Annotated in this window: 17 protein-coding genes, 1 pseudogene and 1 riboswitch; of the genes and pseudogenes, 12 read left to right on the top strand and 6 right to left on the bottom strand. The window is 54.2% G+C overall.

All coding sequences use genetic code 11. The annotated features are described in order from the left end of the window. Together FPZ45_RS25425 and FPZ45_RS20210 are read left to right on the top strand one after the other, a co-directional pair. On the top strand, positions 1–457 hold a 457-nt coding region (locus FPZ45_RS25425; protein WP_186438483.1), incomplete at its 5' end, for a hypothetical protein. Then, entirely contained in the window at positions 442–864 is a 423-nt protein-coding gene (locus FPZ45_RS20210) for a VOC family protein (protein ID WP_144705863.1), read from the top strand. The genes FPZ45_RS25425 and FPZ45_RS20210, both read left to right, overlap by 16 nt. Positions 865–940: 76 nt before the next feature. Here FPZ45_RS20210 and FPZ45_RS20205 read toward each other — a convergent pair whose 3' ends face one another. After that, positions 941–1,255: a hypothetical protein gene (locus FPZ45_RS20205; protein ID WP_144705861.1), complete on the bottom strand. Its 315-nt coding sequence runs from the start codon at positions 1,253–1,255 to the stop codon at positions 941–943. Further along, positions 1,248–1,616, bottom strand: a complete 369-nt coding sequence (locus FPZ45_RS20200; protein WP_144705859.1) for a DUF6864 domain-containing function — start codon at positions 1,614–1,616, stop codon at positions 1,248–1,250. Before FPZ45_RS20200 ends, FPZ45_RS20205 begins: the two co-directional genes overlap by 8 nt. Before the next feature lie 199 nt (positions 1,617–1,815). Between FPZ45_RS20200 and FPZ45_RS20195 the strand changes: the two genes are divergently transcribed. Continuing rightward, positions 1,816–2,322: a GyrI-like domain-containing protein gene (locus FPZ45_RS20195; protein ID WP_186438482.1), complete on the top strand. Its 507-nt coding sequence runs from the start codon at positions 1,816–1,818 to the stop codon at positions 2,320–2,322. Between the two features lie 406 nt (positions 2,323–2,728). On the opposite strand, the gene FPZ45_RS20185 is transcribed toward FPZ45_RS20195, so the two are convergent. After that, positions 2,729–3,043: a hypothetical protein gene (locus tag FPZ45_RS20185; protein ID WP_144705853.1), complete on the bottom strand. Its 315-nt coding sequence runs from the start codon at positions 3,041–3,043 to the stop codon at positions 2,729–2,731. 54 nt (positions 3,044–3,097) lie between these two features. On the opposite strand from FPZ45_RS20185, the pseudogene FPZ45_RS20180 reads away from it, so the two are divergent. After that, positions 3,098–3,380: pseudogene (locus tag FPZ45_RS20180) on the top strand (PadR family transcriptional regulator). 29 nt (positions 3,381–3,409) lie between these two features. Here the strand turns inward: FPZ45_RS20180 and FPZ45_RS20175 are convergent. Then, on the bottom strand, positions 3,410–4,354 hold the full coding sequence (locus tag FPZ45_RS20175) for a LysR family transcriptional regulator (RefSeq protein ID WP_246120523.1): 945 nt from the start codon (positions 4,352–4,354) through the stop codon (positions 3,410–3,412). A gap of 70 nt (positions 4,355–4,424) precedes the next feature. Between FPZ45_RS20175 and aroC the strand changes: the two genes are divergently transcribed. The 5 genes from aroC to FPZ45_RS20150 all read left to right on the top strand — a co-directional run bounded on the left by aroC (position 4,425) and on the right by FPZ45_RS20150 (position 10,007). Beyond that, on the top strand, positions 4,425–5,501 hold the full coding sequence (gene aroC / locus FPZ45_RS20170) for a chorismate synthase (protein ID WP_144705889.1): 1,077 nt from the start codon (positions 4,425–4,427) through the stop codon (positions 5,499–5,501). 636 nt (positions 5,502–6,137) lie between these two features. Continuing rightward, the gene (locus FPZ45_RS20165; RefSeq protein WP_246120522.1) at positions 6,138–7,163 is read left to right on the top strand and encodes an ATP-binding cassette domain-containing protein; all 1,026 of its coding nucleotides are present in this window, start codon (positions 6,138–6,140) and stop codon (positions 7,161–7,163) included. Then, on the top strand, positions 7,160–7,975 hold the full coding sequence (locus tag FPZ45_RS20160; RefSeq protein WP_144705849.1) for an ABC transporter permease: 816 nt from the start codon (positions 7,160–7,162) through the stop codon (positions 7,973–7,975). The genes FPZ45_RS20165 and FPZ45_RS20160 overlap by 4 nt, the downstream gene beginning before the upstream one ends. 364 nt (positions 7,976–8,339) lie before the next feature. Beyond that, positions 8,340–9,305 (top strand): helix-turn-helix transcriptional regulator, encoded by a 966-nt coding sequence (locus FPZ45_RS20155; protein WP_144705847.1) that lies wholly within the window; start codon positions 8,340–8,342, stop codon positions 9,303–9,305. An 81-nt stretch (positions 9,306–9,386) separates the two neighbouring features. Beyond that, the gene (locus FPZ45_RS20150) at positions 9,387–10,007 is read left to right on the top strand and encodes an SRPBCC family protein (RefSeq protein WP_144705845.1); all 621 of its coding nucleotides are present in this window, start codon (positions 9,387–9,389) and stop codon (positions 10,005–10,007) included. Positions 10,008–10,307: 300 nt separating this feature from the next. Here the strand turns inward: FPZ45_RS20150 and FPZ45_RS20145 are convergent, their stop codons facing one another. Beyond that, on the bottom strand, positions 10,308–11,180 hold the full coding sequence (locus FPZ45_RS20145) for a pentapeptide repeat-containing protein (protein ID WP_144705843.1): 873 nt from the start codon (positions 11,178–11,180) through the stop codon (positions 10,308–10,310). A gap of 131 nt (positions 11,181–11,311) precedes the next feature. Beyond that, a riboswitch (ZMP/ZTP riboswitch) is annotated at positions 11,312–11,389 on the top strand. A 61-nt stretch (positions 11,390–11,450) separates the two neighbouring features. Here FPZ45_RS20145 and FPZ45_RS20140 point away from each other — a divergent pair. The 3 genes from FPZ45_RS20140 to FPZ45_RS20130 all read left to right on the top strand — a co-directional run bounded on the left by FPZ45_RS20140 (position 11,451) and on the right by FPZ45_RS20130 (position 15,450). Next, entirely contained in the window at positions 11,451–12,293 is an 843-nt protein-coding gene (locus FPZ45_RS20140) for a bifunctional 5,10-methylenetetrahydrofolate dehydrogenase/5,10-methenyltetrahydrofolate cyclohydrolase (RefSeq protein ID WP_144705841.1), read from the top strand. A 390-nt stretch (positions 12,294–12,683) separates the two neighbouring features. Beyond that, positions 12,684–14,597 (top strand): threonine--tRNA ligase, encoded by a 1,914-nt coding sequence (gene thrS / locus FPZ45_RS20135; RefSeq protein ID WP_144705839.1) that lies wholly within the window; start codon positions 12,684–12,686, stop codon positions 14,595–14,597. Positions 14,598–14,679: 82 nt separating this feature from the next. Then, positions 14,680–15,450 (top strand): HAD-IIB family hydrolase, encoded by a 771-nt coding sequence (locus FPZ45_RS20130; protein ID WP_144705837.1) that lies wholly within the window; start codon positions 14,680–14,682, stop codon positions 15,448–15,450. 214 nt (positions 15,451–15,664) lie between these two features. Here the strand turns inward: FPZ45_RS20130 and FPZ45_RS20125 are convergent, their stop codons facing one another. Beyond that, a complete protein-coding gene (locus FPZ45_RS20125) occupies positions 15,665–17,170 on the bottom strand; it encodes a DHA2 family efflux MFS transporter permease subunit (RefSeq protein WP_144705835.1) in 1,506 nt (501 codons plus the stop codon). Positions 17,171–17,210 lie beyond the last annotated feature (40 nt).

The raw sequence follows: 17,210 nt of genomic DNA, 5'->3' as shown, positions 1-17,210 counted from the left end.
CGACGGAGAACGCATTCCACCAATCAATATGTCCCGCCATTTCAAGTTAAATCTCTTGAATGACGTTAGGATAATGGGTTTTCGAGGGTCTTTCTTTATGTCCACTTTTTCGATGCAAGGTCACCTCTCATTGTCGCAAAAAGCAGCAATGGCGGGTGGGAGTGTGCGTCGTACCCTCTCATTGTCGCAAAAAGCAGCAATGGCGAGTCGAAGTGGGTGCCGCACCCTCTCATTGTCGCAAAAAGCAGCAATGGCGAGTGGAAGTGTGCATCGCGCGCTCTCATTGTCGCAAAAAGCAGCAATGGTGGGTGGAAGTGTGCGTCGTACCCTCTCATTGTCGCAAAAAGCAGCAATGGCGAGTGGCAGAATTGCCTCGTATCGTCGTCCCAGTTTTTCCGTTATAGTAGAGTCAGACAATTTCAAAAAATTGGAGGTAGGACAATGGGCAAAATCGTAAGCAAGATCAGCGGCATCTTTATCCCGGTAACGGATATGAAACGTTCGACGGAATGGTACATCAAGATGTTTGAGCTCGAAGTCATTCAGATTTCCGACGTATGTACGGGACTTGCCTTTCCGGGCGAAGCGACTTTTATCAACTTATGGAAAGTCGGACAACCTCAGCCGACGCAATTCGATGCGGGAGAGTATAAAATTCCCCATTACAATTTCGAATCGTTCGATATTGAAAATTCGCATGCCGCATTGATCGAAAAAGGCGCGGAAGTGATGCCAATCGTGAATGACGGCGGCATCCGATTTTTTGATTGCCTCGATCCGGACGGCAACCTGATCGGAATCGTCGAAGAACTGCCCAGCTCGGATGCTTTCTATTCGCACAAACAGAAGTACCGGAAGGATTGACGGCGAAACGCCTTCAACCGGTCAACGCGGCGTTCGAGGAACTGACACGTCCGCATGTGCCGACGGTGGCTTCGGGTTATCCCCCGTTGTCCTTCGAACGCGACCCGATCAAGTAACCGATAATCGTCGACTCGACGGGGAGCACAATAAGCGTCCATAGCTCCTTTAAGCCGAAATCGGCCGAACGGTATTTCTCTGGGGTCAGCGTGTAGACCAGTGCGGTGAGTAGAATGCCGAGCGCGATCGTGCCTACGATGTACAAACGGACATTGTCGCCCGAGCCGAAAAAACGGCCGAGGAAACCGAGCTCCGCTTTGCGTTTCTCGCTCTCCGCATTGGCGGCGATGATTTTGCCGGCGACTTTCGGGTCTTGGATCTCGATTTTATTCACGATCCGTGACCCCCTCGCCGGCATAGAACGTAAAGGTGAGCGACCAGGCGGCGGCATCGTAATTGATCGTAACCTCGTAACGCAAAGAGAGCTTGCGATTATCGAGAACACCGAGATGGATCATATCCTGGTTGCCGATCGGCTTGCCTCTCGGAAAGTTGATGCACGCGATCCGCACCTCGTTATAACGGACAAGGCGAATGTCCGTCATGACGTCGTTCCTCTCCGGCTCGTATTCGATGCAGAATACGAACGTGAGAGGATCGTTCTCCTCCGAAAGAACGATTTCGATCGGATTCAATCCGTAGGCGAATACCCGGCCGTGATAGACGGCTTCGAATCCTCCGGACGTAATTTTCATGGAGATCCCTCCGAGCTGGCGATTCTTGCAAAGTGCTTCCTCTTCCTCTTTGATCTATTGTACGAGCCTTCTCCGCAAGACATGACATTTGTCTTAACCGAATGCAAATGTAGAACAAATGTTCGAATTGGTTTATAATGGAGGAGGCAAATCGAGTGTGCTTCAACGGAAGTATATTTCCAATTTGGGAGGTATTGGCATGGATCATCGTATCGTGACTAAACCGGGCTTCGAGATCATCGGATTCTCCATTCGCACCAGGACGGCAGACGGAGAGAACAATCGGGAAATTCCGGCTTTCTGGCAGCGCTATATGGAGGAGAAGATGGGGGAAAGGCTTAGTGGATTGGCCGTTACCAACGCGGAATACGGGATCTGCGATGAATTCGATATGGATTCGGGCGAATTCAGCTACATTATCGGAGTTGAGGTCAAGGAAGGCGCCGAGGCGCCCGAAGGTACGATCCGCCGCACTTACCCTGAGCAGACTTACGCCGTCTTCACGACGCCGAAGGTAGAGCCCGATCGGTTTACCGAAGCGATCCAGAGCACTTGGGGCGCAATATTCGGCGAGTGGTTGCCCCAATCCGGCTACGAGCATGCCGCAGCGGCAGAAATCGAGTATTATGACGAGCGTTGTTGGCGCGACCGCAACGAACTGCTGGAGATGGACATCTACATTCCGATACAACGCAAAGAAGACTAGCATATCAAAAAAGTTCTATTACATACCGGAAGCCCCGGCCATGAGCGGCAGGGGCTTCCGGTTCTTTGTGATGTCTAAAAACATGTAAACGATTCGACTCTCCGAAGGTCGAAGCCGGAGAATACCCACATGAAACCGGTCCAGCGGAATCCCGAGACCGAAGTCCGGCCTACGAAAGTGGGGTAGAACCAGAAGCTGGGGCCTCCGCGAGGCCAAATATACGTAAAGCGGAACAAACAACCGGCGATGGCGCCGGGATCGACGGCGAACGTCGTCGTAAGAGGCCTAGGCGGAACCGCTGAAGGCGGCGGCGAGGAAGGGGCCTGCTGTGGCCCGCCTTGTGGTCCGAAGGGAGGCATAAAAGCCAATTTTCATCACTCCTTAAGTCGTCGGTTTCGTTGTCTCCTTAGATCAGCGAGATGGCAAGGAGGTTAAATAGAACAAGAGGCAACACGAAGTTGCTATAGGGGTTTACCGGCCCTGGGAAGAAGGCTCGCTCGTATCCCTCGTTCGACAGGCCCAGATAGAGAATCCCCCTGTCGCAATGCATGATATGTCCCTCGAAGACGTCGCCGTCGATTGTCTCGATCCGAACCGGCCGATTGGCATGGTGGGCGCATACCTGATGAAGATGATCCTTGAGGGACTGCAATGTGCGATGCAGATCGCCATCGCACTGATAGATCGGCGTCAACTGCTGCGCCGCATATGGTGAACTCATGGCAACAACCTCCGTTTGATTCCAGCGTGGGTTATTCTATGCGGTTGCCTAATTCTGCGTCACAATGATCGGAATCTTCCGCTGACCGAGACGACCTATTAGCGGCGGTCAAGTCCGAATGGCGGCCGGAACGCTCTACGGGGGGATCGAGAACTTGCTGAAACAGAAGTGGCTACAGCCCGTAGGGAGCTTGGATAACCGGCGCAAGGTTTACGTGATTACGGATCAGGGCAGAGAGATGCTGCGCCTCAATTATGAAAGAATGCGGCATATGATCGATATTACGGAGATTAGGATGGGACTGGGGACGGGGAGCAAGCCAAGAGACAATATATGAAGCATATCTGAATCTGCCGGTTGTTCCGTTTATAACATACGCTTACCGGATGACAGCATCTGCATGAATTGCGTGGCGATGAGAGGCACAGAGATGCCGCGTCGGGTCGCCATAGCAATATGGCGCGCAGGAATCTTCTCGGCGGTTGGCAATTCAATTAGCAGCCCTTGCTCGATTTCCTGCTCGATGAAGGAACGGGTTACGAATGCCGCTCCGTAGCCGCGATGGGCTAATTCCACCAGCATCTCAAAGCTGTTAAGCTCGATATCCGCTTCCATTGCGATCCTTTGATCGCCAAACCACCGTTCGATGAACTCCCTCGTAGAGCTCCCGCGCGACAAGAGCAGGAGAGGGAGCTTGGCTAAATCTCCGGTTGTCATAGGCTGTTCGGTTAACGATCGATAAGATGGGCCGACGACAAATCCGTCCTGGATCGCCACGAGCTGCTGAATCTCAAGCTCGGGATCGACGAACGGCAGATGAACGAACCCGAGATCGATCTGTCCATCTTTTAAGCGCGATTGAATCGCGGCTGAATTGCCTTGGGACAGACGAATTCGGACTTCCGGGAAGCGGATGCGTAGATCGTCCAATACCGGCAGTAGCACATGCTTAATCATCGGTCCGCTCGCACCGATCCGCAGCTCTCCGGCTTCGTAATCTCTCAGTGATGCGATTTTCCGTTCCCCGGAATCGAGCGTGGCGAACGACTTCTCCACGTATTCGAGCAGCGTCGCGCCCTCCGAAGTCAAACGTACCCCTTTGGAAAGACGATCGAACAGCTTAACGCCCAGTTCCTTTTCCAGTTGCTTGACGGCATAGCTCACGGAGGGTTGGGTAATATGCAATTCCTGAGCGGCTTTGGTCAGGTTGCCGGCTTTGGCGGTGTAAAGAAAGATGCGATACCATTCCAAGTTCATGAATGAATTGATATAGAACACCTCTATGCCAGAGTAATTGAAGTGTGATTTCATTTATTCCACTGGTGAAATTATAATGAAGTTAACAGCAATCGTCAAAAAGACAGGGATAGGGGACTTGATCATGGCAGGCAGCTCGTTCGGCGAACAATTTAAAATCACGACTTTCGGAGAATCTCACGGAGAAGCGGTCGGCGTCATCGTGGACGGAGTGACACCGGGATTGGAATTGGATATCGCGTATATTCAGAAGCAGATGGATCGGCGTAAACCGGGACAATCGTCGGTGACGACTCCTAGGAAAGAGTACGATAAGGTTCATATTCTGTCGGGCATCTTCGAAGGCAAGACGACCGGCACGCCTTTGTTTATTATTTTGTACAACAGCGACATGCGGCCAAGCGCCTATGACGACATCGAGAAGTTGTTTCGGCCGGGGCATGCGGATTATACGTACTTGCACAAATACGGCATTCGCGACCACAGGGGAAGCGGCAGAGCATCGGGCAGGGAGACGGCCGGAAGAGTGGCGGCGGGCGCCGTCGCCCGCAAGCTGCTGGAGCATAGCGGCGTCAGCATCGCGGCATACACGAAAGAAATCGGCGGCATTAAGTGTGAGACCTATGCGGAGGACGAAATCGAGAAAAACGCCGTCAGGGCGTGCGATCCCGTTGCGGCAGTTAAGATGATTGAGAAGATCGAAGAGTTGGCGGCACGGGGCGACAGTTGCGGAGGCATCGTGGAATGCCGGATCAGGGGCGTGCGTCCCGGCATCGGCGAGCCGGTGTTCGACAAGCTCGACGCGGATCTGGCGAAAGCGATGCTGTCTATCGGCGCAGTCAAAGGCATCGAATTCGGCGCCGGTTTCGCCGCGGCGGCGATGCTCGGCAGCGAGCACAACGATCAGATGAACCAGGAAGGCTTCCTCAGCAATAATGCCGGCGGCATATTGGGAGGGATCAGCACAGGGGAAGAGATTGTTTTCCGGGTCGCCGTCAAACCGACTTCGTCCATCTCCCTTCCGCAGCAAACCGTGAACCTGGAAGGCGTGGATCAGACGATCTCGACGGTAGGCAGACACGACCCCTGCATCTGCCCGCGAATCGTTCCCGTGATCGAAGCGATGGCATGCATCGTGCTTGTCGATCATTACAAGCGGCAAGCCGCCATGCACGACCAGCGTTTGGTTGATTTGTTGTAATGGAGCAGTTGTGATATCAAAGCAGAGAACCGCGCCTTTTGGTGCGGTTTTTTGGGTTGCGCACAACAACGAACGCGAAGCCGAAGCCACGTATGTTAACGGAAATGACAGCCCTTATTGCCCGATCATCCGCGCGATCAAAATTCTAACGGAACGTACAGCCGTTATCTGCTTGATAAAGTTCTGATTTATGTTTTTAAAGCCGCAATAAGGCCACCTATTTCCGTTAGATTTTGAAGACTCATAATTTCGATGATATATCGGTTCTGGTTTCCGTTAGAGTGTGGTCGTCTGTAATGTCAGCCGCAGAGTATGTGTTTTATTGCTGATCTCTGCTTGAAAAAGTGATTTACAACGTAACAGTGTTATGTTACATTATTGGCGTGAGGAGAATGAAGCTGAAGCGTTTATTCCAAAAAGGGGCCACCTTTTGGGGGAGATTCTGGGTTGTTTGATTAGGTTCCATACGGAATTTTACTAATCTCAAAGGTGTTTCTCCTGTTTTTTTGTGGTGAAACATTGTTCCGTTAACGGTGTTGTGGTGGTTTGAACGCGAACGAACTTACGATTAAGTTCACATTCAGTTCATAAAATTGGTTTACGATTCCATTAAACCGAGATACAGGAGGGAAATCCATGAATACTTTACGCATGAAAGAAACGGCTTCAAACCATAGCCAATGGGCCGTTGAAGCACGCGGGCTCGTGAAAACGTTCGGCGACAATCGCGCGGTGGACGGCGTCGATCTGAACGTACGGGCGGGTTCGATCTACGGCGTGCTTGGGCCGAACGGGGCAGGCAAGACGACCACCATCCGCATGCTGGCGACATTGCTGCGGCCCGATGCGGGTTCCGCGCGAATCTTCGGGCACGATGTGGTGAAGGAGTCGCAGATCGTCAGGCAATTGATCGGCGTAACCGGTCAGTATGCTTCGGTCGACGAATCGCTCAGCGCCACCGAGAATCTGGTCATCTTCTCACGGCTGCTGGGGTTGGGCCGAGCGGAAGCCAAGAAGAAAGCCGCCGACCTGCTCGAGGAGTTCGGGCTGACGGAGGCTGCCAAACGACCGTTGAAAAACTTCTCCGGCGGCATGCGCCGCAGGCTGGATCTGGCGGCAAGCCTGATCGCGCAGCCCCCGCTTATTTTCCTAGACGAACCGACGACCGGGCTGGACCCGCGCACGCGCGCGCAGATGTGGGAGACGATCCGCCGATTGGTGAACACGGGATCGACCGTTCTGCTGACGACGCAATATCTAGACGAGGCGGACCAACTGGCAGACCGGATCGCGGTCATCGACCGGGGTCATGTCGTAGCAGAAGGCACTGTAGACGAATTGAAAGCTTCGGTCGGTTCCTCGTCGCTGCAACTGAGAGTTCAGGATCCGCAAGATAGCGAAGGCGCTCGGAGGATTATCGAGCAGGTGCTTCAAGTCAAATCGAACGCGACTTCGGAAGCCGGGAGGATCACGGCGCCGATGAAGAACGCCGATCTGGTTACCGATCTGCTCATCGCCTTGCGTACGGCCGGCATTCATCTATCCGAGATGAGCGTGCAGAAGCCGACTCTTGACGAAGTGTTCCTGACGATCACAGGCCATGGAGTAGAAGCGTCGCCTGCAGCCAGTGAATCGAACAAAGAAGAGGTGGTAAGAGTATGAGAAGCGTCGCCATTCAGCCAGTCGCGGAACGCAGATTGAAAAATAAAACCAGCTTCGGACAAACGTTGCGCCACTCTTTGACGATGGCATATCGGGGCTTGCTCAAGATCCGCCGCACGCCGGAGCAACTATTCGATGTTACGCTGCAGCCGATTCTTTTTACCCTGATGTTTACCTATATTTTCGGCGGAGCTATCTCCGGAGACGTGATCAGTTATTTGCCCGTGATCATTCCCGGCATTCTGGTACAGACTGTCATCACGACGTCCATCGTCACCGGGGTTCAGTTGCGCGAAGACATGGACAAAGGCGTGTTCGACCGCTTCAAGTCGCTTCCGATCGCGCGCATCGCACCGCTCGCGGGAGCATTGCTGGCGGACACGATTCGGTATACGATCGCGACCGTGCTCACTTTCATCATGGGTTACATTATGGGCTACAGGCCGGATGGCGGTCTGGGTAACGTCGTTCTCGCCGCGATACTCGTCATCTTCTGTTCGTGGGCGATTAGTTGGATCTTCGCTTTCTTCGGCGTCATCGCCCGGACGGCATCCAGCGTGCAAGGGATCTCGATGATCGTACTGTTCCCGCTCACGTTCCTGTCCAATGCGTTCGTTCCGGTCAACACGATGCCTAACTGGCTCCAGTGGTTCGTGAACATCAATCCGATCTCGCACTTGGTTTCCGCCGTCCGGGAGTTGGTCAATTCGGGAACCATTGGCTCGGATCTCGGCATTTCCCTCATCGGAGCGGCTGTCATCGTGGCGATCTTCGCCCCGATTACCGTGCGCGCCTATATGCGCAGAACATAATGCAAGCCGTAACCGGTCCGAGAGGACCGGTTTTTTCATGCACATTTTTCGTTTCATTGGTTGATCTCTAGGCCAATAACGATAGGAATCATCGTTGTTGATCAAAATCGATCGGACGGGTTAGCGAGTAGCGATACAAAACATCGTAGTTATCGACACAATCGCTGTGCAACAACAAATTTCGAGCGAATAATGATCAATAACATCGCTATTTCGGGAACAAAACGGGTGAACAACTCGAATAGCGATGTTCAACATCGTTACTTATTAGCGAAGGTTACCGCCGCCCGGGAGACGAAGGTTTTATCGATTGTGGTAAAATATTCAAAGAAGAAACAACCGAGCGAAAGGGCTGCCGTATACGATGTCCAAAGCCGACAACATGCTGGCCATTCTGTGGCTGCTGAAGTCCCGCAGGAAAATGACGGCCAAACAACTTGCGGAACGATTGGAGATTCACATCCGCACAGTTTATCGATGCATCGATGCCTTATGCGTATCCGGCGTACCGATCGTGTCGGAGCCGGGGCGCGAAGGTGGATACTCGATCCCGGATTCGATCAAGCTGGAGCCGCTGTTCTTTGACGCCGAGGAGCAGAAAGCTCTCCTTCATGCTGCAACTTTCGCGCGTGAAGCGGGATATCCGTCGGAAGAGGCGCTTGGCCGGGCCGTTGCCAAAATCAAACGCTTCTCGAACCCGGATCAGTTGGCGCGCATGGAGCGCCGCGAGACGAATCTTGAAGTGATCCAGCCGCCGCCGGACCCTTCTCTTCGTGCCGCGCTAGCCGAGGTCGAGACCAGCATGGATCTCCAGTTAAGCCTCGAAGTCGACTACATGACGGGGTACGGCGATACTGTCCGGCGACGAACTATCGATCCCTATGGGCTCGTTCATTGGAAAAGCAAATGGTACGCCGTCGGTTACTGCCATTTGAGGGAAGAAATTCGCAGTTTCCGCGTTGACCGTATGAGCGGATTGAGTATTACTGATTCCGGATTCCAACGCCCGCCTCATTTTTCCGCCCGAGAGTTTCTGCTAGACAGTCTTCTTGCGGAATCGGGACTGGAGAACGAAGCCCATCTGATTTCCGTGCGAATCCAGGGCTCTCCCCAAGCTTTGGACGATCTGTGCGCCCACTGGCTGTTGGGGCACGCGCTCGCGGAACGGACGCCGGAGCTTGCGCATTTCAAGCTGGACGAACCGAAGCTTGCGCAGGTGGCCTATTATTTGTTGTCTTACGGCGGTACGATCAGGATCGTGGAACCCCTAGAACTGAAAGAATACATTGTAGACATCGCGGCATCTTTATCGGAGTATCATCGGACCTAGCCTAGCTTCGTGAACGCTGACCGTCTTTGTCAGGATTATTGTGGTATCGTCATATCCAAAAGCACCGGGAGGGGTGAGTGCATGGCAGGCTCCATCTTCAAGCAAGAGCTTAAGCAAGCGACAGGCAGCTCGTGGGAAGAGTGGATCGGCAAGCTGGACCGGAACGTGGACAAGCTGTGGTCTCATGAGCAAATCAAGCGGCATATCGTTGAGGAGTATGAAGTGACGGATGATTGGGGCGAATGGATCGCCGTCATGTATGAGCAATTGATGGGCCGGAATCCCGTCGGAATGACCAAAGACGCGGGCGTACAGATCGGCGTCCGAAGGACGATCGACGTTCCCAAGGAGATGGCTTGGGATTTCCTGACTTCGCCGCAAGGTTTGTCGTTATGGATTGGGGAAGCGCCCAATTTCAGGTTGCAGGCTGGTCATGAGTACGAGTCCAAGGAAGGCATATTCGGCAAAATCACGGTGGCCGTTCCCTATCATAAGCTGCGCATGACTTGGCAGCGGCCGGAATGGGATGCCCCTTCCCGACTGCAGTTATACGTTACGTCAACGAATGCCGGAAGAACGACCGTTGCGATTCATCAGGAAATGCTGGAAGACGTTTATATGAGAGAGGTTATGAGGCGGCACTGGGAAGAGATGCTGAAGCGGTTCAAAAATCATATGGAGACGGCTCTCGAGCGCCTGTAGTTCGACGAAACCGAACTAAAATGCACGAAACCGCGTCTCAGGCCCCTGTAGTCCGACGAAACCGAACTAAAATGCACAAAACCGCGTCTCGAGCGCCTGCAGTCCGGCAAAACCGAACTAACATGCACGAAACCGTGTACCAAGCACCTGTAGTCCGGCGAAACCGAACTAAAATGCACAAAACCGCGTCTCGGTCGCCTGCAGTTCGTCGAAACCTGACTAACCCCGATAACCCCAAACGATACGCTCCGCGGATCGTAGGGGTTATTTTTGTACTGCCCGTCTATGCCGAGCGAGTTATTACCGCCCGGACCAATGAGGCGGCAGGGTGAGAGAAGGTGACAGCTTGGTGTAGGCATCGCCCTTGGCAGAGTTAACCTGCATCTGTGTGAGAAAAAGGACGTCGGTCAGATCGGCTCCCCGGATATCCGCATCGCGGAAATCAGCTCCGATCAGATCGGCGTAGCGCAGATCGGCCTCTCTAAGGTCCGAGGCAATCAGATAAGCGCCTCTCAAGTTGGCGTATCGGAGGTCGGCGCCCTTGAGCTTGGCGCCGATGAGGTCCGCCCCTCGTCCCAATTTCATCCCGCGGCCCTTTGGACCCTGATGTTGCCGGCGTGCTTCGTCCCGCACCAGCTCGCTTGTGCGAAGGAGTAACGCATTAACCTCGGCGCGGTGAGCCGCAACGTTGAGCTGCAACAGGGAGGCGGGATCGAGGTCGGCGAGACGGGTCGTCTCTTCGAGTGCCCGACGAAGCTCGTCTCGGATCGAATCGGCCGGTTGCAGCGTTATCGCTTCGGTCAAATACCAGAGCAGTTCGTGAAGTTGCCACATGACGGGGAATACTTCGAACATTTGCCGCGCCGATTCCGGAGCTTGCCGCCAATCGCGACCGCCGAAGGTCGCCTGCGACACTTTCTGGCCCGCGCCGAAACAGTCATAAACCGTGCAGCCGCGTAATCCCTTCTGCCTAAGGCTCGTGTGCGTCCCACAGCGGAAATCCGTTTGCAGGTTCGTGCAAGGATTCCCCGCCTCTTTATCCATAGCGAAGTCGGTCGATTTGGCAAAGGGCAGCGCGACGCAGCACAGACCGAAGCAGCTCTCGCAATCGCCTTGCATATCGCGGCGGTTGATTGGAGCATAAGACGCCGATTGTTCGCGGTTTTCGGACATATGTTTCTTCCTTCCAGACTTATGAATATTCTTTCATGTTAATCCGAATCGTTTGCCGCGTCAAAGCCGCCCGATATCGGAAAGAGAGATTGAAAGATTCGAATTTCGCTGTTACGATAAAAATACAATATTAATCTGCGTGTGACTGGCGGAGCATGGGTAACCATGGTGGAGCACGCGGGTAACGGCCGTACGCCTGGGCAGAGGTAAGGGGAGCATGTATCCCCTTGCCTCTTTATGTTTTCAATCCCCAATAAAGGAGAAAAGAAGATGACGGCGGAAAAATTAATTTTAGACGGCAACCGAGTGGCGGAGGAGATCAAGGATCGGTTGAAAGAGAGAATCGCTCGCCTGTCCGACCAAGGCATCGTTCCTTGTTTGGCGACGATCTTGGTTGGGGACGATCCTTCGTCGGAGACTTACGTGAGAATGAAAGGGAACGCATGCAAGCGCCTCGGAATGGAGTCGATTCGGATCGATCTTCCCGAGAGCATATCGACGGAAGAACTCGTCGCGGAGATTGACAAGCTGAATGCCGACCCTGGCGTTCACGGCATTTTGCTGCAGCATCCCGTTCCAAGCCATATCGACGAGAGAGCGGCCTTCGAAGCCATCCACATTGACAAGGATTTGGACGGGGTAACTACGCTGGGTTTTGCCCGCAACGCCTTCGGCTTCGCCGATTACCCCTCCTGTACACCGGCAGCGATCTTGGCGATTCTGGACTATTACCGTATTCCGATCGAAGGCAAACACGCAGTCGTCATCGGGAGGAGCCCGATTCTCGGCAAACCGGTATCCCTCATGCTCTTGAACAGGAACGCGACGGTCACGACGTGCCACTCTCGAACCGTCCAGCTGGAAGAAGCGGTGCGCTTGGGAGACATTGTCGTGGCCGCAGTCGGCAAGCCTAAGTTCGTTCGAGGAGATTGGATCAAACCCGGGGCCGTCGTGATCGACGCCGGATACAATACCGGCAACGTCGGAGACGTGGACTACGACGAATGCCTGCAGCATGCTTCCGCGATTACTCCAGTTCCGGCGGGAGTCGGACCGGTGACGATCGCTACGCTGCTGAAACATACCGTAGACGCCGCCGAGAAGCGGGCTTAAGAACAATTGCTTTGACCTCAGTTTCGGCTTGACCTCGAACGTTCCGGACTCTATAATAAAACCAATTCTACATTTCAGGCCGTGACCAAAGACACGATCCCCTTCAAGGGCTGGACAGAGAATGAGGTGAAAGCTGAGAGCCTCTGCAGCGACCGGTGGGGGATTACCCCTTTGCAGCCGTGGCGTTGAACCCGGGATCGTACTCGCTCCCGATAGTAATCGTCGCCGTTTTATCCTCGTTACCGGATACCGAATAAGGATTTGCCCCGATGCCGCATGCGCGGAAGGAGGCAAATCGAATGAGGGTGGAACCACGAGCTGAACGCACTCGTCCCTTAGGGGATAGAGGCGTTTTTTTGCGTTCAGACAAATTCGAAGGAGGAATTTATCGTGGCGATTCAAGCGGTATTGGCGGATGGAAAAGCAAAGGAATTTCGCGAAGGAACGACGATCGGGCAAGTCGCCGAATCGATCGGCCCCGGCTTAAAGAAAAGCGCCGTCGCGGGCAAGATCGACGGAGTTCCCGTGGACTTGAGCAGGCAGTTGGAGCGAGACTGCCGGGTCGAGATCGTGACGCTCGATAGTCCGGAAGGACTGGAGATTTATCGGCACAGCGCGGCCCATCTGATGGCTCAAGCGATTAAACGGATTTACGGCAACAAAGCGGTTAAACTGGGCATCGGACCGGTGATCGAGGACGGATTTTATTACGACATCGATATCGAGAAGCCGTTGTCCGTCGACGATCTCGCCGCGATCGAGCAAGAGATGAGGAAGATCGTCTCGGAGGATCTGCCGATCGTTCGCCGGGTCGTTGGCAGGGCAGAAGCGATCGCAATCTTCGAAGAGCTGGAAGACCCACTGAAGCTGGAACTGATTCGCGATCTGCCGGAAGAGGCCGTGATCACGATCTACGATCAGGGGGAGTTTTTCGATCTATGCAGGGGGCCGCACCTTCCGTCCACGGGGAGTATCAAGGCGTTTAAGCTGTTGAGCGTGGCGGGCGCGTACTGGCGCGGGGATTCCCGCAACAAAATGCTGCAGCGGATCTACGGGACGGCTTTCCCGAAGGAATCCCAACTGGCGGAGCATCTGCTCATGCTGGAAGAGGCGAAGAAGCGGGATCATCGGAAGCTGGGCAAAGAACTGGAGCTATTCATGTTCTCAGAGGAAGCGCCGGGAATGCCGTTCTATCTTCCGAAGGGCATGACGATTCGCACGGAGCTCGAGAACTTCTCCCGCGAGATGCAAGGCCGACACGGTTACGACGAGGTGCGTACGCCCCTTATGATGAACAACCGGATTTGGGAGCAGTCGGGACACTGGGATCATTACAAGGAAAACATGTATTTTACGGACGTGGACGAGACGAAGTTCGCGCTGAAGCCGATGAACTGCCCGGGTCACATGATCATTTACAAGAACAGCCTGCATTCTTATCGGGACCTGCCTATCCGGCTATCGGAGTTCGGGCAGGTTCACCGCCATGAGTTTTCCGGCGCGCTCAGCGGGATGATGCGGGTTCGGACGTTCTGCCAGGACGACGCTCACATTTTCGCCAGACCGGACCAGATCGAAGAGGAAGTAGGGCTCGCGATCGACCTGATCGACCGTATATATCAGGTGTTCGGCTTCGAGTATAAGCTCGAGCTGTCTACGCGGCCGGAGGATTACATGGGTTCGGAGGAACTGTGGGATCGCGCGGAAGCGTCTCTGCAAAGCGTATTGGATAAGCGCGGAATCCCGTATCAGATTAACGAAGGGGACGGGGCGTTCTACGGTCCGAAGATCGACTTCCACATTCTCGACGCGCTGAAGCGCAGTTGGCAGTGCGGCACGGTCCAGCTCGATTTCCAAATGCCGGAGAAATTCGATTTGACGTATATCGGCGAGGACGGCTTGAAGCATCGTCCGGTCGTGCTTCATCGCGCGATCTTCGGCTCGATCGACCGGTTCATGGGCATTCTGACCGAGCACTACGGCGGGGCTTTCCCGCTCTGGCTTGCTCCAGTTCAGGCGAAGCTGCTACCCGTGTCGGACAATTTCATCGCTTACGCTTTGGAGGTCAAACAGGTGTTAGAGAAGGCCGGCATTCGCGTGGAAACGGATATCCGCAACGAAAAATTGGGCTACAAAATTCGCGAAGCCCAGCTCGAGAAGGCGCCGTATATGCTCGTGCTCGGAGAGAACGAGAAAAACGCGCGTACGGCCTCCATCCGAAAACGGGGAGAAGGCGACCTAGGCCCGATCGGCGTTCAAGAGTTCGCGGAGCGAATCACCGAAGAAATCCGTCTGAAGCGATAACACTCGACGCTTGGCGTTGCACGAAAGAATCGAGGGTACCTCGCCTACGTCAAATGGATTACACAGAAAATGGAGAGAGACTATGAAATTCGTATTCGATCTGGACGGCACGATTTGTTTCAAGGGCAGGCCGGTGACCGAGAAAATATTAGGCGCACTGGAGAATCTTCAATCGAACGGGCACGAGGTGATCTTCGCTTCGGCAAGACCGATCCGCGACATGCTGCCCGTGCTGCACGAACGGTTTCATAAGCACACGATGATCGGCGGGAACGGCTCGCTGATCGCCCGCCATGGCGCGCTGGAGCATGCGGCTTCATTTTCCGAGGACAAAACGAACGTCATCATACGACTCATTGCCGAGTTCGAAGCCAAGTATCTGATTGACGGAGAGTGGGATTATTCCTATACGGGCGATCCGGACCATCCCATTTTGAATAACCTTGATCCTGCGAAACTTGCGAAAAAGATTCCTTTGGACGCTCATCAGTCGATCGTGAAAGTGCTGATTCTAGCAGCCAACGACATGAAGGGGCTTGCCGAGAGATTGTCCGCGATGGACGTCGTCGTTCATAAGCACGGGAAGGAAAATGTTCTCGATATCAGTCCGAAGGGGATTCATAAATGGGACGCACTTAGCCGGATGAATGTACGGAAAGGGGAATACGTGGCGTTCGGGAATGACGCCAATGATATTACGATGTTCATGAACGCATCGCGTTCGGTCATGATCGGTCATCATGAAGAGCTCGCGAAGCATGCTTCGGAGTCGATTCTTCTGGACGAGAACGTCGAGGATCGCATCGTCTCCAAGCTGGAGAGTTTGTCTAACAATTGCAAAATGTGCAACTAATTGCGGCGAATACGGAGCGAATAGAAACTTAGTTGTATATCATGCAACTAAATTGCCCCCCACTTCGGCTGCAGGCGCGAAAACCCCAAGATTAGTTGTACAATCTGCAATTCATTGTCCGTTTGCGGCAAAATCCTGAAGATTAGTTGCACTAATTGCAACTATATAAAAATCTAGAAGTCCCCGCCTTGATCGCAAAGCGGGGACTTTATCATTAACCCATGTGAAGGCCTTCGAGCGCTTTATCCGTTGTCGGGGCTTGCACGCCTTGAGCAGCGGAAGGTTTATTTCCTCGGCGCAGCAACAATCCTAGCAGGATACCGCACAAGGCTACGCCCAGCATGACCCGGAATGTATAATCGAATGCTTTCGGCGCGAGCGCGATCATCGCCTGCAAGTTGTCGGGCGCAATGCCTTCGGCGGCGGTAATGGTTTTCAGGCGGGAGGTCAGGATGGTGACGACCCCGGCGACCGCGAGCGAGCTGATGACTTGCTGCATGGCATTGGTCAGAGAGGTGACCCTGCTGACGAGCTCGCGCGGCGCTTTGTTGATGAGATGCGAGTTCAAAGGCATCATCATCAACCCCATTCCAGCGCCGGCCATAATGAGCGGAAGCAGCAAATCCGAGCGTGTCGTCGTCATGTCTACCTGAGCGTATTGGAAGATGGCTCCCGATACGAGTCCAAGTCCGATCACGACCAGCCAGCGCACCCCGATTCGGTCGAACAGGTAACCGCCGATCGGCATCATACATGCCGAAGCCAGCGCCTGCGGGAATAGCGTGAGGCCGGTGTCGAAAGCCCCGAAGCCGCGAGCCTGCTGCAAGAATTGGGGCAGTAGGAAAATCGCGCCGAACAGGGAAAATTGAACGACCCACTGCGCCACGATGGCGAGCGAGAAATCTCTCGATCGGAAAACGCGCAGCTCAAGCAGCGGTATCTTCGCGCGCAACTCGATAACAATGAACGCAATCAGGGCGATTCCGCCGATAATAAGGCCCGACAGGGTCTGAACGGATGTCCAATCGTGAGCCCCGGAGCTAACGCCGTAAGACAACGCGGCGAACGCGATCGGCCCCGTTATCATTCCCGGCAAGTCGAAGCCTGCCACCTTCTGACGACCGATCTTCGGCAATTTCCAGAGGCCGAACAGAACGCTGAGGATGCCCACGGGAATGTTGATCAGGAAAATCCACCGCCAGGAGTGATATTCCACGAGCCAGCCGGATAAGAGCGAACCGACGGAAGGCGCGAGCAGAATCGGGATGCCGAGCATGCCCATGACGATGCCGATCTTGTTCGAAGGAGTAAGCCTATATACGTAAGCCATCGATACCGGCATGACGAATCCGCCGCCAAGCCCCTGAATAATCCGAAAGACGATCAGCCATTCCGCACTGTTCGGCGTGGCGCACAACAGCGAGCCGAGTGTGAACAGGACGACGGAAGTGAGAAATACGTTCTTCGCGCCGAACCGATCCGACAACCATCCGGCAAGCGGGATGACGGCGGCGGTCGCCAGCATGTAGCCGGTGACGACCCATTCCAGGGTAGGGAGCGTGGTATGAAATTCCCCTACCAGCTTGGATAAGGCGACATTCATAGCGGTCGTATCGAGAATGACCATGAAACAGCCCAGAATAAGGGCGAACAACGGGATGAGGATACTGATCATCCGAAATTCCGAAGGGGGTCCTCCGGCAGTGCTGGCTTGCTCCATCTTTCTTCCACTCCTTCCACGTTCGACTCCCGTATGCGCA

Source organism: Cohnella terricola (assembly GCF_007786475.1).
In the GTDB taxonomy this organism is placed as follows: domain Bacteria; phylum Bacillota; class Bacilli; order Paenibacillales; family Paenibacillaceae; genus Cohnella; species Cohnella terricola.
Note: the sequence above shows the minus strand (reverse complement) of the source record. Positions and strands in the feature narration are given on the sequence as shown.

Coding starts and splice junctions, on each gene's coding strand:
- FPZ45_RS20210 (WP_144705863.1), top strand. CDS start 442: ATGGGCAAAATCGTAAGCAAGATCAGCGGCATCTTTATCCCGGTAACG.
- FPZ45_RS20200 (WP_144705859.1), bottom strand. CDS start 1,616: ATGAAAATTACGTCCGGAGGATTCGAAGCCGTCTATCACGGCCGGGTA.
- FPZ45_RS20195 (WP_186438482.1), top strand. CDS start 1,816: ATGGATCATCGTATCGTGACTAAACCGGGCTTCGAGATCATCGGATTC.
- FPZ45_RS20185 (WP_144705853.1), bottom strand. CDS start 3,043: ATGAGTTCACCATATGCGGCGCAGCAGTTGACGCCGATCTATCAGTGC.
- FPZ45_RS20175 (WP_246120523.1), bottom strand. CDS start 4,354: ATGAAATCACACTTCAATTACTCTGGCATAGAGGTGTTCTATATCAAT.
- aroC (WP_144705889.1), top strand. CDS start 4,425: ATGGCAGGCAGCTCGTTCGGCGAACAATTTAAAATCACGACTTTCGGA.
- FPZ45_RS20165 (WP_246120522.1), top strand. CDS start 6,138: ATGAATACTTTACGCATGAAAGAAACGGCTTCAAACCATAGCCAATGG.
- FPZ45_RS20160 (WP_144705849.1), top strand. CDS start 7,160: ATGAGAAGCGTCGCCATTCAGCCAGTCGCGGAACGCAGATTGAAAAAT.
- FPZ45_RS20155 (WP_144705847.1), top strand. CDS start 8,340: ATGTCCAAAGCCGACAACATGCTGGCCATTCTGTGGCTGCTGAAGTCC.
- FPZ45_RS20150 (WP_144705845.1), top strand. CDS start 9,387: ATGGCAGGCTCCATCTTCAAGCAAGAGCTTAAGCAAGCGACAGGCAGC.
- FPZ45_RS20145 (WP_144705843.1), bottom strand. CDS start 11,180: ATGTCCGAAAACCGCGAACAATCGGCGTCTTATGCTCCAATCAACCGC.
- FPZ45_RS20140 (WP_144705841.1), top strand. CDS start 11,451: ATGACGGCGGAAAAATTAATTTTAGACGGCAACCGAGTGGCGGAGGAG.
- FPZ45_RS20130 (WP_144705837.1), top strand. CDS start 14,680: ATGAAATTCGTATTCGATCTGGACGGCACGATTTGTTTCAAGGGCAGG.
- FPZ45_RS20125 (WP_144705835.1), bottom strand. CDS start 17,170: ATGGAGCAAGCCAGCACTGCCGGAGGACCCCCTTCGGAATTTCGGATG.